Origin of the sequence: Flavivirga aquimarina, assembly GCF_030540835.1 — a bacterium.
GTDB lineage: Bacteria > Bacteroidota > Bacteroidia > Flavobacteriales > Flavobacteriaceae > Flavivirga > Flavivirga aquimarina.
On the sequence record NZ_JAUOEK010000142.1, the window covers coordinates 18,506 to 43,068 of the forward strand.

Consider the following 24,563-nt stretch of genomic DNA (forward strand, 5'->3'; position numbering starts at 1 on the left):
AATCTTAGTTAATAATAATGTTTAGCATTTTTTCGGTCGCTTTAATAGCAGACACTGCTTGATCTGAATCCAGACCACGTGTTTTAAACTCTTTCTCCGTATTTTTCCAGGTAATAACGGTTTCACACAACGCGTCCGAATGACTTCCCGGTGGGATTCTCACTACATAATCTATTAAATCTGGTAATACCATTTTTTTCTTTTTAAAAATGTTTCTAACTGCATTCATAAAAGCATCAAATTGCCCATCTCCTTGTGCATTTTCTTCAAAAGTATCATGGTGTATAGTAATAGAAACGGTTGTCGATGGCTTTAACCCTTTTGAGTGTGTTAGCACATAAGAGTTAACTTTTACCTTTTCTTCATAGCTTTGGTCTAAGACATCAGAAATAATATAAGGCAGGTCTTCTTTTGTAACCACCTGTTTTTTATCACCTAATTCTATAATACGCTGTGTTACCTGTCTTAAATCATCATCATCGAGTTGAAGTCCTAATTCTTGTAAATTTTTCTGAATATTAGCTTTACCAGACGACTTTCCTAAAGCATACTTACGGGTTCTTCCAAAACGTTCTGGTAATAAATCACTAAAATACAGGTTCTTTTTATTGTCGCCATCGGCATGTATACCAGCAGTTTGCGTAAATACATTCGCTCCAATTACAGGTTTATTGGCTGGAATCATAACCCCAGAAAACGTTTCTACCAATTTGCTAACAGTATATAAAACCTTTTCATTTACACCAACTTCTATGCCTGGCATAAAGTCATTAATTACAGCAATTGCACTAGACATAGGCGCATTACCGGCTCGTTCACCCATGCCATTAACGGTTAAATGAAGTCCATCTGCACCTGCCTTAAGTGCTTCCATGACATTGGCAACTCCTAAATCGTAATCGTTGTGTGCATGAAAATCGAAATGCAAACTCGGATATTTATCTTTAATTTCTTTTACAAAATCGTAAGACTCTTTAGGTGTAATAACACCTAATGTATCTGGAAGCATAATACGCTTTATCGGTTGTGTTGAAAGGAATTCTAAAAACTCAAAAACATAGTCTTTAGAATTGCGCATACCATTACTCCAATCTTCTAAATAAATATTGGTTTCAATACCTTTTTCTTGAGCTAATGAAATAACTTCTGATATTTCTTTAAAATGCTGACTAGAAGTCTTTTTGAGTTGATGAGTTAAATGGTTTAATGAGCCTTTTGCTAATAAATTTTGCACTTTAGCTCCTGCTTCAATCATCCAATCTATTGAAACTCCTTTATCAACAAAAGTAAGTACTTCAACAGTATTTAAATACCCATTTTCTTTGGCCCAGACAGTTACATCTTTTACAGCTTGAAGTTCTCCTTCAGATACTCTGGCAGATGCGATTTCTATGCGGTCGGCTTTTAACTCTTCTAATAATAGCTTTGCAATGGTAAGTTTCTCTGAAGCAGAAAACGACACGCTCGAGGTTTGTTCACCATCGCGCAATGTCGTGTCCATTATTTCTATTTTCCTAGTTGCCATTTTTATAACATAAGCCCATTTGCAAATGTTTCTATGTCTCCCTTAATGTTTTGCAAATAATCAATATCATCAAAACCATTAAGCATATTTTCTTTTTTGTAACTGTTAATCTCAAAAGATTCTTGGTCACCCGTAGCCTTTATAGTGATGGTTTGTTCTGGTAAACTCACCTCTATTTCTGTATTGGCATCTTCGTATATGGCATTGAAAATTTTCTCAGAAAATTCAGGACTTACTTGTACAGGCAAAACCCCTATGTTTAAACAGTTATTTTTAAAAATATCTGCAAAAAAACTGGATACTACACAACGAAATCCATAGTCGTAAACCGCCCAGGCAGCATGTTCTCTAGAAGACCCAGAACCAAAATTCTTACCTCCTACTAATATCTTACCACTGTATACTGGATTGTTTAATACAAAGTTTTCTTTAGGGGTATTATCGCTATTATATCTCCAATCTCTAAATAAATTATCTCCAAACCCTTTACGCTCTGTAGCTTTTAAGAATCTTGCAGGTATAATTTGATCGGTATCAACATTTTCTAGCGGTAATGGAACTGCTGTACTTGTTAGTATATTAAATTTATCGTAAGCCATATTTTAGTATTCAGTTGCCAGTGTTCAGCTGGCAGTATTATATATTATTCTTTTATATTAAGTCTCTAGGATCGGTTACTACGCCTGTAACTGCAGCTGCTGCTGCAACTAATGGACTAGCAAGTAATGTTCTGGAACCAGGTCCTTGACGTCCTTCAAAATTTCTGTTAGAGGTACTTACTGCATATTTTCCAGCAGGAACTTTATCATCATTCATTGCCAAACATGCCGAACAACCCGGTTGTCTTAATACAAATCCAGCTTCTGTAATAACATCTAAGATTCCTTCTTCCTTAATTTTATCTTCTACTTCGTGTGAACCAGGAACTAACCAAGCAGTTACATGATCTGCTTTTTGTTTTCCTTTAACTATAGATGCAAAAGCTCTAAAGTCTTCAATTCTACCATTTGTACAACTTCCTAAGAAAACATAATCGATCTTTTTACCAATCATAGAGTCATTTTCTTCGTACCCCATATAGTCTAAAGACTTTTTGTAAGTCGCAACACCACCTTCAATAGCATCGGCATTAGGGATATTATTAGAAATACCAATTCCCATACCCGGATTAGTACCGTAGGTAATCATAGGTTCTATGTCGCTGGCAGGAAATGTTAACTCTTTATCGAAAGTTGCGTCGTTATCGGTTTTTAAGGTTTTCCAATAAGCTACAGCCTTATCCCAATCTTCACCTTTTGGCGATAATGGTTTATCTTTTAAATATTCGAAAGTTGTTTCGTCTGGAGCAATCATTCCACCACGAGCACCCATTTCTATAGAAAGGTTACAAACGGTCATACGACCTTCCATAGTCATGTTTTCAAAAACATCACCGGCATATTCTACAAAATATCCAGTAGCACCAGAAGTTGTTAATTTTGAAATGATATAAAGTGCTACATCTTTAGGGGTCACTCCTTTTCCTAATTGCCCATTTACGTTAATGCGCATTTTTTTAGGTTTTGGCTGCATGATACATTGCGTAGATAGCACCATTTCAACTTCAGAGGTTCCAATACCAAAGGCTATGGCGCCAAAAGCGCCATGTGTAGAGGTATGTGAGTCTCCACAAACAATAGTTGCTCCAGGAAATGTAATGCCGTTTTCTGGGCCTACAACGTGAACAATACCATTTTTTTTATGGCCTAATCCCCAATGGCTAATCCCATATTCGTTAGAATTATCTTCTAAAGCTTTTAGTTGATTTGCAGATAATGGGTCTTCAACTGGTAAATGTTGATTAATAGTTGGTGTATTATGATCGGCAGTAGCAAATGTACGCTCTGGATACAAAACGCTTAACCCTCTATTTTTTAACCCTAAAAATGCTACAGGACTTGTTACTTCGTGTATAAAATGGCGGTCTATAAAGAATACATCCGGTCCATCTTCAATTTTTCTTACAACATGCGAATCCCACACTTTATCAAATAACGATTTACTCATAAATATCTTAAATTTAATTTTGAAACTCCCTGTTTTTATATAAAAAACTCAGGAAACTATAAGAAAACAAATTTATAAAAAACCGACTTTTTAATCATCATATAATAAAAATTAAGGCGCTTTGCCCTATATTTTTACAGGATTATTAATGGAATTGTAAAAAATCGATTTTATTTCAATAGAACTGCATGTTTGCTACAAATTTTAAAACCATGCATTTTGTTAAACTATCTTAATCTGTCTACAACGTATTCTACTTGTGTTTTTCCATGTGGTTTTGCTCTTCCATCGCCTCCTAAATTAACCATAACAATGTTGGAAATGGTAATAATTGTTTCATGCGTCATTTTGTTTCTAACTTCACTACTTAACGTAATGGAAGCGCTACCAAATTTAACGACTTCAATCCCTATTTCTACAATATCACCTTGCTTTGCAGAGGATTTAAAATCTATTTCGCTCATGTATTTGGTAACCACTTTTTGATTTTCCAGTTGTATAATTGTGTATAAAGCGGCTTCTTCATCTATCCATTCTAAAAGACGACCTCCAAATAATGTTCCGTTTGGATTTAAATCTTCGGGTTTTACCCATTTGCGTGTGTGAAATTTCATTTTATTCTTAATAATTTGGTTAAAATAATTTTTGTTGTGTGTTTTCGTTCGGAATTATTAATGAATAGTTTAGTTCTTTATTTAGTTTTTTTATGAAATATGCCGATAATAATGGTGATTCTTTTTCTATATTTTGGTGAATAAAGAAATCAATTTCCTTGATTCCTGAATCTTTCCAAAGTTTTAATCGCTTTACCCAATCATCTAAACGAGAATAGTCCGTTTCATGGTTAGCACCTACGTATCTAACAAAGGCTGTAGCGTTGGTTAAACGCATATGCATTAAATCTCGCCGACCTGCTGTATCTACTATAACATTGGATATATTGTTTTCTTCTAATAATTGGTATAACTCTTGGGATACCGTGGCATCGTTATACCAGTTTGTATGCCTAAATTCAACAGCTAATGGAACTTCTTTTGGCCAATTTTCTACAAAAGAGATTACTTTATTAAAATCTTTGGGAGCAAAATTACTATGCATTTGCAAAAAGATGGTGCCTAGTTTTTCTTTTAAATTGGAAGCATTGTATAAATAATTTTCAACAATCGCCTGAGTTTCATTTAATCGTTTCCAATGACTTATTTCCTGATTTAATTTAGGGAAGAATTTAAACCCTTTGGGGGTTTTATCGTACCAGGTGGCAAATTGTTCAGCTGGAAAAATTCTATAAAACGTGGCGTTTAATTCTATGGCATTGAATTGACTCGAATAATAACCTAATTCGTCTTTGGTTCCTCTTGGATAAAATCCTTTGAGGTCTGCCCTATTCCATTTAGCACAACCCACATAAATTTCGGGAACATTATCATCTTTCACATGGCTTAATACCCGATTGGTATCTAAATGGTCTTTGGGTAAAGTAAAATCAATTATTTCCGGGTTATTTACACTTCCAAATTTCATACGTCAAAAGTAAATATTTTGTAAATCATTTTTGTGTTTTTAAAGTATTAACAAAAAATTTAACATACTATGTTTAGAAAATTTTATATATTTGGAACGTTCATTTCAAATAAAAATGCCAAAAGTAGAAACATTTGATAAAGAGTTAGTTTTAAAAAAAGCCACCTATGTCTTTCATAACAAGGGGTTTAATGCTACATCTATGCAAGACTTAGTAGATGCTACAGCTCTTAACAGATCGAGTATATACAACTCTTTTGGAAGCAAACTAGATTTATTTTTAGAATGCTTGAAATCTTATGAAAATATATATACCATAAAAATTTGTGAAACTTTACATAAAGCAGATAATTCATTACATGCTATAGAACTTCTTTTTGAATTTTATATAAATGAAATTATCAATGATAAAGATGGTAAGGGATGTTTAGTTGTTAATTGTGCCTCAGAAATGGCAAATCAAGAACAATCGCTTACAAATTTTTTATGTTCAAATCAGGATTCTTTTATAGAATTATTGGAAGGATTAGTCTTAAAAGGCCAGGAAGAGTCTACTATTAATCTCAAAAGAACTTCTAAAGAATATGCTTTTTATTTATTATCCTCTATACGAGGCTTAAGAACTACTGGGATTTTAATATCTAATAAGAAAGACTTGCAAACAATTGCAAAAACTATAATACAAACGTTAATTTAATTTTTTTTAATCCTATTTGGAACGATTGTTTCAAATAAAAAATGTAAATCATGAATAAATTGAAAAACAAAGTCGCTGTTATAACTGGCGCAAATAGCGGTATTGGCTTAGCAACAGCCAAACTATTTTTAGAAGAAGGTGCTAAAGTTGTTATTTCTGGAAGAAGACAAGAAGCATTGAACGAGGCTGCAGAAAACCTAGAAGGTGATTTTATTACGGTTTTGGCAGATGTATCTGTACCAGAAGACAATGTAAAGCTAATAAATGAAGCTACAAATGCATTTGGAACTATTGATATCTTATTTCTTAATGCAGGAATTGCCCCTGTTTCTCCTGTTGAAACGGTTGATAAAGACCATTATGATGCTGTTTTTAACACGAATGTTAAAGGTCCTATTTTGGCTACTAAAGAAGCCTTGCCACATCTAAATGATGGTGGTACGGTGTTGTTTACCAGTTCTATTGTAAATCAAAAAGCATTTGATGGTTTTGGTGTGTATTCTGCTAGTAAAGGCGCTTTGCGTTCTTTCTCGAAAGTATTGACTTCTGAAGTGAAATCTAGAGGGATACGTGTAAACACAATTGCTCCAGGACCAATTGACACGCCTATTTACGGAAAATTAGGGTTGCCTGAGGAAGTTCTGGAAGAAACGGCAAAAGGTTTTGCAGGGATGGTACCTCTGGGGCGTTTTGGAGCTTCTGAAGAAATCGCAAAAACGGCTTTATTCTTGGCTTCTGATGATGCTTCATATATAAACGGTGTTGAGTTAGTGGTTGATGGCGGTTTAAGTCAAATATAGATCTTTTTATGTAAATGACTGAAAATGAATGTTTTCAGTCATTTTGTTAATAAGATCGTTAACAATTACGGGTTAAGTTTCATTTTTTCGGTTTATAAAATCTATACTTTTATAAAAAACATCGTATTATGAACACAAGACAATTTAACCTTAAAAGTATTCGTCCGGAAGTCCTAGCAACTACGATTAATGATACTATGAGTAGTGATGAGCGTTTTCAAAACTTAGTTTTGCGACCTATAGCTACGTTGCAAAATGACTTGTTAATTGCTGTTTTTAAAAATTACATTGTTAAGCATAAATCGGTTTTTTATGATTTGTCTGTAGAGAAACGCATGATCTATATTGAAAATGCCATTCAAAAAGACATGAAATTTAGAAATGCTTTAAAGGGCATGATTATCGGACAATTTACTGTCGAAGAATATCAAATATACATACAGAATTCATCTGCTTTGAATAAACGGATGATGCGCATCGTTAAAGAGCGTTTACTAAGTAATATTCAACTTTTTGAAAAACCAGAATTACTTGAAGCTGTTTAATCTTTAAAAAAATGCCGTATACCTCCTAAATCAAGGACACACCATTTAAATCTGTAGTAAGCACATCACTCATATAGTTAAAGTATGGTCTAATGGCTTTAAAAGAATCATTTACATCTTTTAAAAAGTTAGTATCTAAAACCTCTTTATCTGTATACTTTTTAGTAAATATGTATTGCTTCTTCTTTATAAGATCAATAGCTTTATGTTCTTTACTAAAGCCTTTTGGTGCTGTTTTTACTTCGTCTCCGATAAAAGTGTCACCCCAAATACTATTAAACTTTTTATTTGCTAATATCTCACGAATTTCGCTGTCGTCCATTTCAAACTCTTTTCTAATGCGTAATAAATCGGCTGGTGCAGGTTCCCAAAAACCAGTTGCAATAAAGCTTTCATTATTTGGCTGAATATGAAGATAATATCCACCTCTTAATTTGGGCTTTGCTCTATGGAATGAGCCTCCAAAATGTGTTTTATACGGATCTTTGTTTTTTGAAAAACGTACATCTCTATAAATTCTAAACATTTTAAGTTTATCTATTTCATCATGCGTGTTAAGTGTTTCGAAAATGCTATTATAGACCTGTTTTACTTCAGCTTCTATACTTTTAAACGCTTTTTTTCGCTCATTAAACCAGTCTCTGTTATTATTTTTCTCTAATTTTTTAAAAAAATCTAATGCCTCTTTTGGAACTGTTACTCCCATATTATTATGTTTTTTGATATTGATGGTTAGTATATAAAGACTTTTAGTCTAAATAATGCGAGGAAATTACAAAAATCGCGGTATTATTCAAACTGAATATTGTTAAGAATGAGTCCTGATGCCGGAGCTATGTATTCCATTCTTGTGTTACTACTAGGAAGTAAGCTGTTTTTAATATCTTCTATAGATAATTTTCCTTTTCCTAAATCGATTAATGTTCCCATCATCAACCTAATTTGATTTCGCATAAACCCTTTTCCTTTTACCCTCAATAAATAGGTGTTTTTCGGGAAATAATTAGCAGAATAAATTGTGTTTTTTACTAATTCGCATAACAGGATTTCTCGATCGTAAATACCATTCTCTGTAGGTTTATAACAGTAGGATTTAAAATAGTGCTCACCTTCAAAAAGTTTAGCACCTAGTTTCATAGTATCGATATCTAAATCATCAAGAATAGTCGTCATTATTGGTGCACAAAAGGGATGGCATTTTTCACCATAAGTAAATAAATAAAGATATTCTTTAATTTTTGAATGATTTATGATGTTGAATGCAGCATCAACTTCTCGTATACTAGTTGCTCTAATGTCTTGTGGCAGGTTGTGGTTAAAGAGCTCTAAAAAAGCATTTTTATCTTCAATGGGTTCAAATAAAAACAATTCAAAAGCAGCATTTTCGGCAGAGACCATAGCATCGGTTCTCCCTGAGCTTAAACTTTTAAACCGTTTTCCTTCAAGAATAAAGTTTAACGTTCTGTCTACCATTAAATGTAAGGTCTTCACATTGGGTTGCTTTTGCCAACCGTGGAAGCGATATCCAAGATATTGAATGGTAAAAACATAGAAATACTTTTTCATTACTTATTTTTAAAGCAACGAAAAATACGCCCTTTTATGTTTATGACAAAAATTATATGTAGTAATCCTTTTAGCCTTCTTTGTATTATCAGAGATTAATACTAGTGATTCTCATTATTCTTATGAGACTTAAAAGCTTTCGTTTGTTCTGGAGTAAATAAACCCCAGATTGACCTCATTATTTCTCTACGTTTAGGTTTCATCTCCTCTACAAATGCTTGTTTCTTTTTCTCTGATTTTGGAGCTTTAGATTCTAAAATCGCGAGTGATTTGTAAAGTTCTCTGGCTTTAGCTTCTTGTGCTTCTGAAAGTTTTAAACTTTTATCTTTTTCTGTTAACATATCATTATACTCCTGGATAAAATTATTTACCTGAGTATCGATGTGTTTTTGAGCAAATACGGTAGCTGAAGTCATTATAAGAAATAACAATGACAGTATGGTTTTTTGTAGATTCATGGGGTTAATTATTTAAATTACACCGTAAATATAATGAATTTTAGTTATTTGTGTCTACCTCTTAATTCTTCTTCAATGTCTTTAAGAGAAAACCCTTTGGCTTTTAATAGCATTAAATAGTGAAATAATAAGTCTGCAGACTCGTACAAAAACAACTCATCATTGTTATCCATAGCTTCAATAACGGTTTCTACAGCCTCCTCTCCTACTTTCTGGGCTATTTTATTGATGCCTTTTTCAAATAAACTCGCGACATACGATTTTTTAGTATCTTTATTTGAAACACGTTCTGCAATAACATCTTCTAACGTAGAGAAAAAACCATAGGTCGATTTATTCTCATCTGCCCAACAGGTATCTGTTCCTTTGTGACATGTTGGCCCAACAGGATTTACCGTAATTAAAAGCGTATCATTATCGCAATCATTTTTTATATCAATCAAGTTTAGAAAGTTGCCACTTTCTTCACCTTTAGTCCATAAACGTTGCTTACTTCTACTAAAAAAGGTTACCTGCTTGGTTTCCATTGTTTTTTGGTAAGCTTCTTCATTCATATACCCCAGCATTAGTACGCTTTTTGTTGTAGCATCTTGGATGATGGCTGGTATAAGAGCCCCCTCTAACTCCCCCCAAGGGGGAGAAATAATATCTGAATTTTTACTATTCATCATAACTTAACTTTTACTCGAAATAAATCCCATTTTGAGATATGGGGATTATAATCGTACTTCTATGTTATTTTCTTTCAGTTCTTTTTTTAAGTCAGGAATTGGAATTTCCCCAAAATGAAACACGCTAGCTGCCAAAGCGGCATCAGATTTCCCTTCTTTAAAGGTATCGATAAAATGCTGCACATTTCCAGCGCCTCCAGAAGCAATAATTGGAATGTTTAATTCTTTAGATAATCTGGCCAATGCTTTATTAGCAAACCCGTTTTTTGTACCGTCATGATTCATTGATGTAAATAAAATTTCCCCTGCGCCACGTTTTTCAACTTCTTTAGCCCATTCAAACAAATCAATTTCAGTCGGAATGCTACCACCTGCTAAATGTACTTTCCATTGTCCGTCTACTTCTTTTGCGTCTATGGCAACTACGACACACTGACTTCCAAATTTATCCGACAATTCATTAACCAACTCAGGTCTTTTAACTGCAGATGAGTTTATAGATACTTTATCTGCTCCACATTTTAACAAGGCATCTACATCTTCAATAGAAGAGATACCACCACCAACTGTAAATGGAATATTTACTTGTTCTGCTACATGGAGCACCATATCTAAAGTGGTTGCCCGGGCTTCTAGTGTAGCAGAAATATCCAAAAATACCAGTTCGTCTGCCCCAACATCTGCATATTGTTTAGCTAGTTCAACTGGATCGCCAGCATCACGTAAATCAACAAAATTGACACCTTTAACGGTTCTGCCATTTTTTATATCTAAACAGGGTATGATTCTTTTTGTTAACATGTATTATATAAATTTTTCTAATTCAAACAGACTTATTCTGTTTTCGTAGATGGCTTTGCCAATAATGACACCTTCGCAACCAATCTCTTTTAAAACAGGCAATTCTTCAATGGATGAAATACCCCCAGAAGCTATTAATTTAATTGATTGATCGGTACTGCTATTGGAACATTCTGAAATGATTTGTTTATATAATTCTACCGATGGTCCTTCCAGCATCCCGTCTTTTGAAATATCTGTACAAATAACATACTTAATACTTTTCTTTTGATACGATTTAATAAACGGAATGACCTCTTCTTTACTTTGCTCCATCCAACCACTAATAGACACCTTTCCATCGTTGCTATCGGCTCCCAAAATAATTTTTTCGGGACCATATTTATTAATCCAACCTTCAAAAGTTTCGGAATCTTTAACCGCAATACTCCCTCCGGTGATTTGTCTTGCGCCTGAATTGAAAGCTATATGTAAATCTTCATTTGTTTTTAGTCCACCACCAAAATCTATTTTAAGACTTGTTTTTGAAGCGATTTGTTCCAGTACTTTATAGTTTACGATATGCTTCGCTTTTGCACCATCTAGATCAACCAAATGCAAATATTCGATACCGGAAGCCTCAAACATCTTAGCAACCTCTAAAGGGTTTTCGTTATATACTTTTTTAGTGTCGTAATCACCTTTGGTTAATCGTACACATTTTCCGTCTATGATATCTATGGCTGGTATTATTCTCATAATTTTCCCTGCGTAGGCAGGAATCTTTTTAATTAATTCTTATTCTTTATTGAAGCACTTCGACTGTGCTCAGTGTGACAAATTAAACATTTTTGACTATTTCTCTTATCTTATCAATCAAAAACGAGGTTTCTTCTATATGATGCTTTTCTAGGTTTTTATATCTTTCTTCCCAAGATAAACTTTCGTCGTCTTTATATCTCTTAACTTTAATCCATTTATAAGTTTCGAGTATTAATTTTTTATCATGGCTATTCATCAGAAAATTACTTTAATTTATAATTTTAAAAAATTCTTCAAAATTTTTGCCCCTGCTAAGCTACTCTTTTCTGGATGAAATTGAACGCCATAAAAATTATTATGCTGTAATGCTGAAGCGTAATTAATACCATAGTCTGTCTTTGCTATGGTTTCATCACAGTGCTCTGCATAGTAACTATGTACTAAATACATATATTCATTTTCTTTAATTCCAGAAAATAAATCTGACTTCAAATCTTTTATAACATTCCAACCCATTTGCGGTACTTTTACACCACTGTTAAAGCGTTTTACTTTTGTTTTGAATATACCGATGCCTTTAGTATTTCCTTCTTCTGTCGATTCACAAAGTAATTGCATTCCTAAACAAATTCCTAAAACAGGTTGTTTTAAATTTGGAATAAGCTTGTCCAATCCACTTTCTTGAAGCATATTCATGGCAGTACTCGCCTCACCTACACCGGGAAAGATCACTTTATCGGCCGTTAATATTTCTTCTGGGTTATTTGATAAAACAGCATCAACCCCTAAGCGTTTAAAAGCAAATTGAATACTTTTAATATTACCAGCTCCGTAATTTATAATAACAACAGAAGCCCCATCTAACTTCCCCGAAGGGGAAGAATTGTTACTCTGTTCTGCTTTTTTACTCATTTTATATTTTTATTCGGTTATAACTCCTTCCTTTTGGGAAGGTTGGGATGGGCTTTTATAACATTCCTTTGGTTGATGGCAAAATCATTTTCTCAACATCTCGTTTTACTGCCATTTTAATAGCTTTGGCAAAGGCTTTAAAAATAGCTTCAATTTTATGATGCTCGTTTTGTCCTTCGGCTTTTATATTCAGGTTGCATTTAGCACCATCTGTAAACGATTTAAAGAAATGGTAAAACATTTCTGTTGGCATTTTTCCAATCATTTCCCGCTTAAAATCCGCTTCCCAAACCAACCAGTTTCTTCCACCAAAATCGATAGCTGCTTGTGCATAGCAGTCGTCCATAGGTAAACAAAATCCATAGCGCTCTATGCCCAATTTATTACCTAAAGCGGTATTAAATAACTCTCCTAATGCAATAGCAGTATCTTCAATGGTATGGTGCTCATCAACTTCTAAGTCGCCATCTACTTTTATGTTTAAATCTATTTGTCCATGGCGCGCTATTTGGTCCAGCATGTGATCGAAAAAGGCTAAGCCAGTATCTATATTGCTTTTCCCTGTTCCGTCCAGGTTAATTTGTATGGCAATTTTTGTTTCATTGGTATTTCTAATAATATCTCCGATACGAGCACTGGTTTTTAAGAAGGTATAGATTTTTTCCCAATCATTACTTTCTAATGCTATATAAGCGTCTAATTGCTCTCTTTTTACGGTGATTTCGTCCGTTCCTAAGTTTGTTTCATCATTTATAAAAACACCTTTAGCTCCCAGGTTTTTTGCTAACTCGATATCTGTAAGTCTATCTCCTATTACAAAAGAGTTTTCCAGGTCATAATCATCAGAAAAATACTTAGTCAATAAGCCTGTATTAGGTTTTCTTGTCGGTGCGTTGTCTTTTGCAAAAGTTCTATCTATAAATTGTTCTTTAAAGACAATACCTTGATCTTCGAAACATTTAATAATAAAATTATGAATCGGCCAAAAGTCACTTTCCGGAAAGGCTTCGGTTCCCAAACCATCTTGATTGGTAATCATGACTATTTCATAATCTAATTCTTTAGCTATTTTACCTAAGTATTGAAATACTTTAGGGTAAAACTCTAATTTTTCAAGCGAATCGATTTGCTCATCAGCTGGTTCTCTGATAATGGTTCCGTCTCGGTCTATGAATAATACTTTTTTCATCTTTTTTATTATATGATCCTGAATTTATTTCAGGATCTTTTTATTTTACACTCAATGTTTCTAATTTTGGATTTGAATTCTTAATAAGATTCCATTTCCATTCTTTATGCCAATTTTTTAATTGCTTTTCTCTTGATTTGGCTTCTTTTATATTTTCAAATTTCTCATAATAGAGTAAATATGAAACATTATACTTTTTGGTAAACACGACACCTTTTCCATTTTGGTGTTCGCTAATTCTTCTATTTAAATCATTTGTATAACCAATATATAATACGGTTTTGTTTTTGTTAGTTAGAATGTAGCAATAATGTGTTTGTTTCAAATTAATATTCCTTATTTAATTTAAAAGCTCCTGAAACAAGTTCAGGATTTCGATATTGATAAAAGTTCCTTTATCAATATCTCATTCTCCTCTTTTGTGCCAACTGTTAACCTTAAACAATTTTCGCAACCGGGTTGTGTGGTTCGGTTTCTTATTACGATACCTTTGTCTATAAGTTGGTCATAACGTTTTGTTGCATCATCAACTTTAACTAAAACAAAATTAGCATCAGACGGGTAAATTTTTGTAATAAAACTAACAGATTCTAATTTTGATATTAAAAAGGCTCGTTCTTTTAAAATATCATTTATTTGGTTGGTTGCTAAATCTTTTTTATTTAACTGTTGTACAGCTCTTTGTTGTGTTAATTCATTAACATTGTATGGCGGTTTTATTCTATTTAAAACTGAAATAATATTAGTTGATGCATAACAAATCCCTAGTCTAATCCCTGCCATTCCGTATGCTTTAGATAAGGTTTGGGTAACTATTAAATTAGGAAACGCTTCTAGCCTATCAACCCAACTTATTTCTTCTGAAAAATCAATATACGCTTCGTCAATAACTACAATACCTTTGAATTTATTAAGCAATTCTTCAATTGATTGACTTGAAAAACTGTTTCCTGTAGGGTTATTTGGCGAACATAGGAAAAGAATTTTACTATTATTATCAGCAATATTTAATATGGTTTCAACTTGTGGTTGAAAATTGTTTGATAACTGTACCTCTTTAATACTTATAGCATTAATATTGGCTAACACGCTATACATGCCATATGTGGGAGGCAATATGATGATATTGTCTTTGTTTGGTTCACAAAAGGCTCTAAAAATAAGGTCTAATACTTCGTCACTTCCATTGCCTAAAAGAATATTTTTGGCATCAATGTTTTTAATTTCAGAAAGTATCGCCTTTAAACTTCCTTGTTGTGGATCTGGATAACGGTTTACACCATTATTAAAAGGGTTTTCATTAGCATCCAGAAACACCATAGCATTGCTGTTACCTTGAAATTCATCTCTTGCAGACGAATAAGGTTTTAATGTTTTTATGGTTGGACGTATTAAATCGTCTATATTGAAACTTGTTGTTTTCATTTTAATTCTGGAACTAGTATTTATGAGATTCCGGCCTTCGCAGGAATAATGTCTTTTAATCTGATAGACACCGCATTTTTATGTGCCTGTAAACCTTCTGCTTCTGCCATTAACTCGATGGTTTCTCCTATGTTCAATAAGCCTTCTTTTGTTATTTTTTGAAAAGTCATACTTTTTAAAAAACTATCTAGATTAACTCCAGAATAGGCTTTTGAAAACCCATTAGTTGGGAGCGTGTGGTTTGTTCCTGAAGCATAATCGCCTGCGCTTTCAGGGGTGTAATTACCTATAAAAACAGACCCTGCATTGGTTATTCCATTTATAAAGAAAGCATCATTTTTAGTACAGATAATAAAGTGTTCTGGTCCGTATTCATTAATTAAATCGAGTGCTAATTCATTTGTTTCCATATAAATTAGTTTTGAGTTTGCAATAGCCTTTTCTGCTATAGCTTGTCTTGGCAACTCTTTAATTTGTTTTTCGATTTCTTTCGACACTAAGTCTATTGTTGTTTTAGAGGTTGACACTAAAATAACTTGACTATCTGTGCCGTGCTCTGCTTGACTTAGCAAGTCTGAAGCAATATATGCTGCATTTGAATCGGCATCGGCAACCACTAATAATTCGCTTGGTCCCGCTGGCATATCAATAGCAACTCCAAATTTTGTAGCCAATTGTTTTGCAACGGTCACAAATTGATTTCCCGGTCCGAAAATTTTATAAACTTGCGGTATGGTTTCTGTACCAAATGTTAATCCGGCTATGGCTTGAATTCCTCCAACTTTTATAATTTTTGTAACACCGCAAAGTTGTGCTGCAAAAAGAATTTCTGGTGCTAAAGTCCCTTCTTTATTGGGTGGTGAGCATAATACAATTTCTTTACATCCCGCTATTTGTGCTGGAACGGCTAACATTAAAACTGTTGAAAATAAAGGTGCTGTACCTCCTGGGATATACAAACCGACTTTTTCGATAGGACGCTTTTCCTGCCAACATTGCACTCCTTTGGTGGTTTCTATTTCTATTTTTGATGTTTTTTGTGCTGTGTGAAAGGCTTCTATATTTTTCTTAGCTTTTTTTATAGCATTTTGAAGCTTTTCAGGAACATTTTCAATGGCTTGTTGAATAGCTTCCGATGTGACTATATTGGACTCTAGTTCTACTCCATCAAAACGCGTTGTATAATTTTTGATAGCGGCGTCTCCATTTTTAATAACATCATTAAAAACATCGCTCACGATACCTTCTATATCATCAACCGTTTGTGTTGGACGTTTTAATATCTTTAACCAGCTATCTTTATTTGGATTATCTACAATTTGCATAATTCGTGTTTTTCTTAGTATCAATTAGATTTCTGCTTTTGAAGAAATAAAAAAAATATCTAAATAACCATTTTTTCAATAGGACAAACTAAAATGCCTTGGGCTCCATTCTCTTTTAAGTCATCTATAACATCCCAAAACTCATTTTTGCTTATTACCGAGTGTACTGAGCTCCACCCTTCTTGCGCTAAAGGTAAAACAGTTGGGCTTTTCATACCGGGCAACACATTAATAATATCTTGGATTTTATCGTTTGGTGCATTTAACAAAATATATTTTGATTGTCTTCCTTTTAATACGGACTGAATTCTAAACTGAATCTTATCAAGAATAGCTTGTTTGTCGTTGCTAAGAACTGGTGAAACGGCTAATACTGCTTCAGATTTCAAAATCATTTCTACCTCTTTTAAATTATTTTTAAATAAGGTACTTCCACTGGAAACAATATCGCAAATAGCATCTGCTAATCCAATATTAGGAGCAATTTCTACCGAACCATTGATAATGTGTAGGTTGGCAGAAATGTTGTTTTCTTTCAAGTAGTTTTTAACTGTATTTGGGTAAGAGGTCGCAATGCGCTTTCCTTCTAAATCTTTTATACTTTTATAGTCAACCGATTTTGGCACAGCAATACAAACTCTACAGGTGGAAAACCCTAATTTTTCGGCAACACGAATATCATTACCTTTTTCAATTAGGACGTTTTCTCCAATAATAGCGACATCTACTACGCCATCCTTAAGATATTGTGGGATATCCCCGTTTCTTAAGTAGAAAACTTCTACTGGAAAGTTTCTGGCTGATGCTTTTAATTGATCTTTTCCGTTATCGATAGATATACCGATGTCTTTTAAAATTCTCATCGAATCTTCGTTTAAACGACCCGACTTCTGTACTGCAATTCTTAATTTACTCATTACCTTACTTACTAAGTTTTTATTTCTTATGAGATCCCCTCCTTCGTGGAGACTATTTCTAATTGTCTTAAAACAATTAGAAATGAAAAACCCGCTTGATTGTCTCAAACGGGTTTAAAAATATGTCGATTTTATTCAATACATTTTCAGTTCGCTTGAGAGCAAATATGAAAATGATGATGTAATTGAATAAAAGTCATGTCTTTTTTATTTATGCAAATATCTATAATTTATATTTATAATTCCAAATTATAGTAACAATTTTTGTCTCAAATAAATATTATATGTTTTTAGCTAAAAAAAATCAATAATGTTCAAAATATCAGCTAAAATTTTAAATTATTTAATTCAGTCCTATTGATTTCCAAGTATAATAGGCATTCCGCTATCTCCAGAACCAATAACTACAACTTTACTATTTGGTGATTCTGATAATTTAATGGTTGCTTCGATACCTTTATCTTGTAGAATTTTATCCGTTAAAGAGGCACTTAAAATCCTGTTTGCATCTGCTTTACCTTGTGCTTCAATAATTACTTTTTCAGCTTCTTTTGCAGCGGTTACCAATCTAAACTCGTATTCTAAAGACTCTTGTTCTTGCCTTAGTTTGCGTTCAATAGCTTCTTTTATGGTATTTGGTAAAGTAACATCTCTTACTAATACTTCATTCAATTGTACATATTGTTTATCAAGAATCTTTTTCGTTTCAGCAAAAATTTCATCTTGAATAGCGTCACGCTTACTAGAATATAATTGCTCTGGAGTATAACGACCAACAACACTACGAGCTGCACTACGAATAGCTGGTTGAATAACACGTTGTAAATAATTTTCTCCTAATGATTGGTGCAAGTTTCCTAAATCATTGTAAATAGGCTCATACCATGCTGAAGCATCAATTTGAATTTCAAGGCCATTAGATGAAAGTACTTTCATTTTTTCGAAAAGTTCCTGTTGACGTACTTCATAAATTATAACTTTATTCCATGGTGCTACAATATGAAACCCTTCTCCTAAAGGGGGTGCATCTGTAACAACTCCATTATCGAATGTTTTGTATAGAACGCCTGCCTCACCAGAACCTATAGTTACAGCAGATTTTGCTAATACTATAACAAGTATTACAGCAGCAATAATTACTGGTAATGCAATTTTTGGTAATTTTTCCATTATTTATTTTAATTTAGATTAATCCGTTATATTTTCTAATAAACCACTCTAAACTTAAGCTTAAAGCGATGATGGCAAGTAGGTATTTCCAATCTATCAAAGGTATGATATTTTTATGGCTTTTCTGAATAGATACGAAACGATTATCATTTACTAAATCGTTTATTAAACTTGTTGTATTGTCAATAAAATAGCTCTTGCCTTCACTGTTAGTAGCTAACTGTTGCAACTTTGTTACATTGGCATTTAAAAATTGTTGCTCAACATTGTATTCTAAAATCTGGAAACTACCTGATTTGGCTATATTCTCTCGAGTTGCTCTTACTGTAAAGCGATAATATGAAGGCGGCAAACTACTTAAATCTACTTGAAAATTATTGTTTTTTAGTATAAGAGGAAATGTTTTGTTTTCTTTTGAAATAGTATCTGTTACTGAAATATTGAGCGTTTCCCGTGTATCGAAAACATAATTTTTATCGAAAAACTCAGCTTTTACTACAATATTACTACTGCCATTATAAAAAGATTCATAATCGATATTCAATCTGCTTTTCTTTTTATTTGAAGCTAAATATTGTACAAGCTTCCCTATAAAATCGTCAAATTGATTAAATGATTTACTGTTAATATAACTTTGGGCTCTCCACTGCCAAATATTTTCTCCAAACAGTACACCTTCTCTCCTGCCGTTAGTTTCATAAGTTACCAATAAGGGCTCGTTTGTTGAGATTCCATTAACGCTTTTATTTAAAATGGGGTCAAATGGTATGGTAAAAGACACTCTTCCATAATTTGAGTTTAGTGGAGGAAACGATTCAAAATTGATATCATCAACTAGAAATGGTGAATAATCGGCGTTTAATTCTGCCTGGTAACTTTCGGTTTGATTTGTTATTTCGTTTAAGAAATCTTGCCTACTGTTATTTAAGAACCCTAAATCGGTTTTTGTACCTACTATGATAAAGTGGTTTTTATTTTCTTTTTTTAAAATTTCTAACAATTCTTTAAACTTATAGTTTGGTTGGTTAACTATAATTAATTGAAAATCATTTATTTGATTTATAATTTCTTTTGAATCTAAAAACACAACCGAACGCTGTTCGTTACTTTCAATACTCTTTTTTAAAGCTCCTAAATCTGGATGAATAAAATCGCTAACAACTGCTATTTTTGTTTTTTGGTCGATGGTTTCTACAGCAAAGTTTTTAGAGTTATTAACTTTATTTTTTTCGTTATCAATTGGAACTATAGTCGCTTTATAACTACTTACGCCTACTCCATTTGACGGTAACGTGAAATTTATGACTTTTGAGTTATCCTCTTTTGAGAAACGAATTGATTTAGAATAAACAGTTGTATTTCCTTTGGTTACCAGAAAACGGGAATTTATCGTGTTATTTCCATTATAAACCAAAATGGTTTCTATTGGAAATCTGTTTTTTAAATAAGTATACTTGTTTACGTTTAGCTGTTGGATTTTTAAATCGGTATATGTTACTGTATCTCCTAATATTACCGGATAAATACTTTGTTTGTATGTTGTAGCTGCGAACTGATAATCGTTACCGTAAGTTTGATTGCCATCTGAAATTAATACCGTAGGTGCTGTAGTTTCCCTATATATTTGAGATAATTGCCCGAAAGCATTATTGATATTCGTTTGGTTTTCTGAAAAAGTAGTTGAATCTGATGCTTTAAACGATTCTCCAAATGTATACAGATCTATATTAAATTTATTATTTAAATCTTGATCTTGAGATAGTTTTTCAATTAAATTAATAACCGAAGTATCTTGATTAAGGTGTTTTATAGAGCTTGAGTTATCTATAGCTACAACCAGATTTGGTTTTTCAATAGAGAAACGAAGCTGCTCAAATTTCGGATTTATAAGTAGTAACAGAATAGAAAAAATACTAAGAAACCTTAAAAAACAGAAAAGCATATCTAATTTAGATATACTTTTCTTTTTATTGTAATACTGGAAAATTGCTAATAAAATAGCTACTATTCCGGCAAGTATTATGTAGATAAGAGTTTCTGTTTTCATTTACGATTGACAATTTTTGATTGACGATTTTTAAATTCAAAAATCGTAATTCGTAAATCTATAATTAAGTTAGCATGCCTCCATCAACATTAAGTGTTTGCCCTGTAACATAAGCACTCATATCACTGGCTAAAAACACACATGCATTGGCTATATCTTCTGGTGTTCCTCCACGTTTTAAAGGAATTCCGGCACGCCATCCTTCTACAATATTTTCATCAAGTTTTGCTGTCATTTCTGTTTCTATAAACCCAGGAGCTACAACATTACTTCTTATATTTCTAGATCCTAATTCTAAGGCTACTGACTTAGAAAATCCTATAATACCGGCTTTTGAAGCTGCATAATTTGTTTGTCCGGCATTTCCTTTAACTCCAACTACCGAACTCATATTTATTATAGAACCTTTACGTTGTTTTAGCATGGTACGTTGCACCGCTTTTGTCATATTAAAAACGGACTTTAGGTTTACTTCTATAACGGTATCAAAGTCTTCTTCGCTAATACGCATCAATAAATTATCTTTTGTAATGCCTGCATTATTTACTAAAACATCGATACTTCCAAACTCCGAAACAACTTCGGCAGCCAGTTTTTGAGCTTCATCAAAACTAGCAGCGTTACTTTGGTATCCTTTTGCTTTTATACCTAGAGCATTCAACTCTGTCTCCAAGGCATTTGCAGCCTCTACAGACGAGCTATACGTAAATGCTACGTTAGCACCTTGTTCTGCAAATACTTTAGCAATGCCTTTACCTATTCCCCGACTTGCTCCAGTAACTATAGCCGTTTTTCCTTCTAATAATTTCATATAATTATATTTATTTTAATATAAGTGTAATTTGCAATTCAAATATAACAAATACAAGTTGTACCAAATAAAAAAACCTCACAAGATTTAGTGAGGTTTTTAATAAACTTATAATGGGCTAATTTTAATTATTTGCAGTGAATTTAATGTCGACCATTCCTAAATATGCTGTATTAGTAAATTGTGTTGGTAAAGATTGATTTTGCCCTAGTTTTGATCCGTAACCAGTAACAAGAATATTGTCAGTTTCTACAGGAAATACGACATTACCGTCATCGTTAAATATATAATAATCATTAGTATTGATAGAGATAAAATATAATGTTCCGGATTCAATGTTTACAGGCTCGATATCTTCAAATGATAACAGTCCTGAACTTGATGTAATATTTATAGTTTTTAAAATTTCTTCGGTATCGACATTCCATAAGGTTACTCTGTAAATATCATTATCTGGAACTCGAATCCCTAACGCTGTTATTTGACCATTCTTAAAGGATTTAAATTTATAACCAAGCTCAAAAGTATTGGGGCTGTTTAATGTTGTGTTTTTTAATTCTATAACGCCATCTTCTATCAAAGATTTCATTGGATATTCGGGTGTGTTTTCAACGATTTGTACATCATCATCATCATTTTTAGAGCAACTAACAAAGTTTAACCCTAAAATTAATAGACCTAATATGATTTTTTGTGTTTTCATGATTCTCTAATTTTTAGCTTTATATTAGTATATCAATTTGCACACATTTTTGTTACCCTATTACACTTAAATTGTTGATACGATAAGACCTGCCAGGTTTTTAAAACCTAGCAGGTCTAGATATAGTAACAAAAAAACCGCTGACTTATCAAGTCAACGGTTTTATATTTTAAAGGAATTACTAAGTTTAGCCTAATACTTCCGCTATTTTCTTTCCAATTTCAGCAGGAGAATCTACCACGTGAATTCCACAAGCTCTCATGATTTTCTTTTTAGCTTGTGCAGTATCATCACTTCCTCCTACAATAGCACCAGCATGTCCCATGGTACGTCCTGCAGGCGCTGTTTCTCCGGCTATAAAACCAACAACAGGTTTTTTACTACCGCTATCTTTATACCAATTTGCAGCATCTGCCTCTAATTGACCTCCAATTTCACCAATCATTACAACTGCTTCTGTTTCTGGATCATTAATTAGTAATTCAACAGCTTCTTTAGTTGTTGTTCCTATAATTGGGTCACCACCAATACCAATAGCTGTAGTAATTCCCAATCCTTGTTTTACAACCTGATCGGCAGCTTCATAAGTAAGGGTTCCAGATTTAGACACAATACCTATTTTTCCTTTTTTGAAAACAAAGCCTGGCATAATACCAACTTTAGCTTCTTCTGGCGTGATAACTCCTGGGCAGTTTGGTCCAATTAAACGACAGTTTTTTCCTTTTATATAATTAGATGCAGTTATCATATCTGCAACTGGAATACCTTCTGTAATGGTAATAATAACCTTAATGCCAGCATCGGCAGCTTCCATAATCGCATCGGCTGCAAAAGCTGGTGGTACAAAAATTATAGTTGTATCTGCTCCTACTTCATTAACAGCATCTAAAACAGTATTAAAAACTGGTTTATCTAAATGTGTTTGCCCTCCTTTTCCTGGTGTAACACCTCCTACAACATTGGTTCCATATTCAATCATTTGACCTGCGTGAAATGTCCCTTCACTACCTGTAAACCCTTGTACTATAATTTTTGAATTTTTATTTACTAAAACACTCATATGAGATTATTTTGTCTTTTATTAATTTTATTGAGCAAATGTAATTTTTTGTATTAAAATTTTAAAGTAAAAACGCACTTTTATTTTAAACGAACCCAAGTGCTATTTTTTGTCATGTTCTTTAAATTTTTCAAGTATTTCTGGAATCTTTTTAATTGATGCTATTTCTTTATATTTTGAACGAAAATCATCTGCCGGAATCCCAAAATAACTTTTACCACCTTCTAACGATTTGCTAACACCTGCTTTCGCAGATATTACAGCCTTTTTTCCAATGGTTATACCGCTGGTAATACCAACTTGCCCCCAAATAGTAACTTCGTCTTCAATAATCACACAACCAGCAATTCCTACTTGGGATGCGATTAGGCATTTTTTTCCAATAACGGTGTCATGGCCTATTTGAACCAAGTTGTCTATTTTTGTTCCTGCTTTAATGGTTGTATCTCCTGTAACACCTCTATCTATAGCGCACCCTGCTCCTATGTCTACATGGTCTTCTAAAACAACACGGCCACCAGATTTTAAACGATCGTAACCTTCTGGTCTATTTTTATAGTAAAAGGCATTTGCTCCTAAAACGGAACCTGCATGTATGGTTACATGGTTTCCTATAACTGCATCATCATATATGCTTACATTAGAATGGATGATACAATCGTCTCCTATTACGACATTATGACCAATAAAACTATTGGGTTGTATAACGGTGTTTTTACCAATAATTGCAGTGTTGGATATCTGGTTATTAGCAGATTGAAACGGCTTGAAATGATCTGTAAGTTTATTAAAGTCTCTAAAAGGATCGTCGCTAATCAATAATGCTTTGCCCAAAGGGCAGTCTACTTCTTTATTAATCAGTATAATTGTTGCGGCAGAATTAAGTGCTTTGTCGTAGTATTTTGGATGATCGACAAAAACTATATCTCCTGGCTCTACAACATGAATTTCGTTCATTCCCAGAACTGGGAAATCATCATCACCAACAAAGGTGCATCCTATTAATTCAGCAATATTTTTTAAGGTATGTGGTTGAGGAAATTTCATTTATAAACTATTCCTTAACGCGTTCTTTATAAGTTCCTTTTTCAGTTTCAACTTTTATCTTATCACCTTCATTAATAAATAAGGGTACATTAACTGTTGCTCCTGTTTCGACAGTTGCCGGTTTTGTTGCATTAGTTGCTGTATTTCCTTTTACTCCCGGTTCGGTTGCAGTTACTTCTAAAATAACACTTGCTGGCATTTCAACTGAAAGTGGCATGCTATCTTCAGAATTAATAAGGACTGTTACGACTTCTCCTTCTTTCATTAAGCCTGGATTGTCTAAAGTGTTTTTTTGAAGTTCTATTTGAGAATAATCTTCTGTATTCATAAAATGAAAAGTCTCTCCATCATTGTATAAAAATTGAAATTTATGAGTCTCTACGCGGACATCTTCTAACTTATGACCTGCTGAAAAAGTATTATCTATTACTTTCCCTGTAGTAACACTTTTTAATTTAGTTCTTACAAAAGCCGGGCCTTTACCTGGTTTAACGTGTAAAAATTCAATAATTTTAAAAATATCATGATTGTATTTAATACATAATCCGTTTCTAATGTCACTTGTAGTTGCCATAATTCTCTTATA

Annotated in this window: 27 protein-coding genes; 3 read left to right on the forward strand and 24 right to left on the reverse strand. The window is 33.1% G+C overall.

The genetic code is table 11. From position 1 onward, the window contains the following. Positions 1-4: 4 nt before the first annotated feature. The 5 genes from Q4Q35_RS14760 to Q4Q35_RS14780 form a co-directional block, all read right to left on the reverse strand. On the reverse strand, positions 5-1,525 hold the full coding sequence (locus tag Q4Q35_RS14760) for a hydroxymethylglutaryl-CoA lyase-like TIM-barrel protein (protein ID WP_303278767.1): 1,521 nt from the start codon (positions 1,523-1,525) through the stop codon (positions 5-7). Positions 1,526-1,527: 2 nt separating this feature from the next. After that, a complete protein-coding gene (gene leuD, locus Q4Q35_RS14765) occupies positions 1,528-2,124 on the reverse strand; it encodes a 3-isopropylmalate dehydratase small subunit (RefSeq protein ID WP_303278768.1) in 597 nt (198 codons plus the stop codon). Between the two features lie 52 nt (positions 2,125-2,176). Next, positions 2,177-3,571, reverse strand: a complete 1,395-nt coding sequence (gene leuC, locus Q4Q35_RS14770; RefSeq protein ID WP_303278769.1) for a 3-isopropylmalate dehydratase large subunit — start codon at positions 3,569-3,571, stop codon at positions 2,177-2,179. 227 nt (positions 3,572-3,798) lie between these two features. Further along, positions 3,799-4,185 carry an acyl-CoA thioesterase gene (locus tag Q4Q35_RS14775; RefSeq protein WP_303278770.1) on the reverse strand — a complete coding sequence of 129 codons (387 nt, stop codon included), beginning with the start codon at positions 4,183-4,185 and terminating at the stop codon, positions 3,799-3,801. A gap of 19 nt (positions 4,186-4,204) precedes the next feature. Further along, the gene (locus Q4Q35_RS14780) at positions 4,205-5,092 is read right to left on the reverse strand and encodes a DUF72 domain-containing protein (RefSeq protein ID WP_303278771.1); all 888 of its coding nucleotides are present in this window, start codon (positions 5,090-5,092) and stop codon (positions 4,205-4,207) included. A 115-nt stretch (positions 5,093-5,207) separates the two neighbouring features. On the opposite strand from Q4Q35_RS14780, the gene Q4Q35_RS14785 reads away from it, so the two are divergent. The 3 genes from Q4Q35_RS14785 (at position 5,208) to Q4Q35_RS14795 (ending at position 7,134) form a co-directional block, all read left to right on the forward strand. After that, positions 5,208-5,789: a TetR/AcrR family transcriptional regulator gene (locus tag Q4Q35_RS14785; RefSeq protein WP_303278772.1), complete on the forward strand. Its 582-nt coding sequence runs from the start codon at positions 5,208-5,210 to the stop codon at positions 5,787-5,789. A gap of 50 nt (positions 5,790-5,839) precedes the next feature. Further along, complete coding sequence (locus Q4Q35_RS14790) at positions 5,840-6,589, forward strand: SDR family NAD(P)-dependent oxidoreductase (RefSeq protein WP_303278773.1); 750 nt, start codon at positions 5,840-5,842, stop codon at positions 6,587-6,589. 128 nt (positions 6,590-6,717) lie between these two features. Next, on the forward strand, positions 6,718-7,134 hold the full coding sequence (locus tag Q4Q35_RS14795; RefSeq protein WP_303278774.1) for a glyoxalase: 417 nt from the start codon (positions 6,718-6,720) through the stop codon (positions 7,132-7,134). A 25-nt stretch (positions 7,135-7,159) separates the two neighbouring features. On the opposite strand, the gene Q4Q35_RS14800 is transcribed toward Q4Q35_RS14795, so the two are convergent. The 19 genes from Q4Q35_RS14800 to efp all read right to left on the reverse strand — a co-directional run bounded on the left by Q4Q35_RS14800 (position 7,160) and on the right by efp (position 24,551). Further along, positions 7,160-7,840: a DUF2461 domain-containing protein gene (locus tag Q4Q35_RS14800; RefSeq protein WP_303278775.1), complete on the reverse strand. Its 681-nt coding sequence runs from the start codon at positions 7,838-7,840 to the stop codon at positions 7,160-7,162. Positions 7,841-7,923: 83 nt separating this feature from the next. After that, the gene (locus Q4Q35_RS14805) at positions 7,924-8,700 is read right to left on the reverse strand and encodes a tRNA pseudouridine synthase A (RefSeq protein ID WP_303278776.1); all 777 of its coding nucleotides are present in this window, start codon (positions 8,698-8,700) and stop codon (positions 7,924-7,926) included. 101 nt (positions 8,701-8,801) lie between these two features. Next, complete coding sequence (locus Q4Q35_RS14810; protein ID WP_303278777.1) at positions 8,802-9,158, reverse strand: hypothetical protein; 357 nt, start codon at positions 9,156-9,158, stop codon at positions 8,802-8,804. Positions 9,159-9,202: 44 nt separating this feature from the next. Continuing rightward, entirely contained in the window at positions 9,203-9,829 is a 627-nt protein-coding gene (gene hisIE, locus Q4Q35_RS14815) for a bifunctional phosphoribosyl-AMP cyclohydrolase/phosphoribosyl-ATP diphosphatase HisIE (protein ID WP_303278778.1), read from the reverse strand. 45 nt (positions 9,830-9,874) lie between these two features. Further along, positions 9,875-10,630: an imidazole glycerol phosphate synthase subunit HisF gene (gene hisF / locus Q4Q35_RS14820; protein WP_303278779.1), complete on the reverse strand. Its 756-nt coding sequence runs from the start codon at positions 10,628-10,630 to the stop codon at positions 9,875-9,877. A gap of 3 nt (positions 10,631-10,633) precedes the next feature. After that, positions 10,634-11,368: a 1-(5-phosphoribosyl)-5-[(5-phosphoribosylamino)methylideneamino]imidazole-4-carboxamide isomerase gene (hisA, locus tag Q4Q35_RS14825; RefSeq protein ID WP_303278780.1), complete on the reverse strand. Its 735-nt coding sequence runs from the start codon at positions 11,366-11,368 to the stop codon at positions 10,634-10,636. Positions 11,369-11,644: 276 nt separating this feature from the next. Continuing rightward, complete coding sequence (hisH, locus tag Q4Q35_RS14830) at positions 11,645-12,283, reverse strand: imidazole glycerol phosphate synthase subunit HisH (protein ID WP_303278781.1); 639 nt, start codon at positions 12,281-12,283, stop codon at positions 11,645-11,647. A 55-nt stretch (positions 12,284-12,338) separates the two neighbouring features. Further along, positions 12,339-13,472 carry a bifunctional histidinol-phosphatase/imidazoleglycerol-phosphate dehydratase HisB gene (gene hisB / locus Q4Q35_RS14835; protein WP_303278782.1) on the reverse strand — a complete coding sequence of 378 codons (1,134 nt, stop codon included), beginning with the start codon at positions 13,470-13,472 and terminating at the stop codon, positions 12,339-12,341. Between the two features lie 40 nt (positions 13,473-13,512). Further along, positions 13,513-13,797, reverse strand: coding sequence for a GIY-YIG nuclease family protein (locus Q4Q35_RS14840; RefSeq protein ID WP_303278783.1), 285 nt, complete (start codon positions 13,795-13,797; stop codon positions 13,513-13,515). Between the two features lie 41 nt (positions 13,798-13,838). Next, entirely contained in the window at positions 13,839-14,897 is a 1,059-nt protein-coding gene (gene hisC / locus Q4Q35_RS14845; protein WP_303278784.1) for a histidinol-phosphate transaminase, read from the reverse strand. Between the two features lie 20 nt (positions 14,898-14,917). Beyond that, complete coding sequence (gene hisD / locus Q4Q35_RS14850) at positions 14,918-16,222, reverse strand: histidinol dehydrogenase (RefSeq protein WP_303278785.1); 1,305 nt, start codon at positions 16,220-16,222, stop codon at positions 14,918-14,920. Positions 16,223-16,281: 59 nt separating this feature from the next. Next, on the reverse strand, positions 16,282-17,139 hold the full coding sequence (gene hisG, locus Q4Q35_RS14855) for an ATP phosphoribosyltransferase (RefSeq protein WP_303278786.1): 858 nt from the start codon (positions 17,137-17,139) through the stop codon (positions 16,282-16,284). Positions 17,140-17,493: 354 nt separating this feature from the next. Continuing rightward, the gene (locus tag Q4Q35_RS14860; protein WP_303278787.1) at positions 17,494-18,309 is read right to left on the reverse strand and encodes a prohibitin family protein; all 816 of its coding nucleotides are present in this window, start codon (positions 18,307-18,309) and stop codon (positions 17,494-17,496) included. Between the two features lie 13 nt (positions 18,310-18,322). Continuing rightward, positions 18,323-20,356, reverse strand: a complete 2,034-nt coding sequence (locus tag Q4Q35_RS14865; protein WP_303278788.1) for a VWA domain-containing protein — start codon at positions 20,354-20,356, stop codon at positions 18,323-18,325. Between the two features lie 64 nt (positions 20,357-20,420). Next, positions 20,421-21,167: a 3-oxoacyl-[acyl-carrier-protein] reductase gene (fabG, locus tag Q4Q35_RS14870; protein WP_303278789.1), complete on the reverse strand. Its 747-nt coding sequence runs from the start codon at positions 21,165-21,167 to the stop codon at positions 20,421-20,423. 124 nt (positions 21,168-21,291) lie between these two features. Beyond that, positions 21,292-21,870, reverse strand: coding sequence for a DUF4082 domain-containing protein (locus Q4Q35_RS14875; RefSeq protein ID WP_303278790.1), 579 nt, complete (start codon positions 21,868-21,870; stop codon positions 21,292-21,294). Between the two features lie 187 nt (positions 21,871-22,057). Next, complete coding sequence (gene sucD / locus Q4Q35_RS14880) at positions 22,058-22,930, reverse strand: succinate--CoA ligase subunit alpha (protein ID WP_303278791.1); 873 nt, start codon at positions 22,928-22,930, stop codon at positions 22,058-22,060. A 102-nt stretch (positions 22,931-23,032) separates the two neighbouring features. Further along, positions 23,033-23,977 carry a UDP-3-O-(3-hydroxymyristoyl)glucosamine N-acyltransferase gene (locus Q4Q35_RS14885; protein WP_303278792.1) on the reverse strand — a complete coding sequence of 315 codons (945 nt, stop codon included), beginning with the start codon at positions 23,975-23,977 and terminating at the stop codon, positions 23,033-23,035. A gap of 7 nt (positions 23,978-23,984) precedes the next feature. Beyond that, positions 23,985-24,551, reverse strand: a complete 567-nt coding sequence (gene efp, locus Q4Q35_RS14890) for an elongation factor P (RefSeq protein ID WP_303278793.1) — start codon at positions 24,549-24,551, stop codon at positions 23,985-23,987. Positions 24,552-24,563 lie beyond the last annotated feature (12 nt).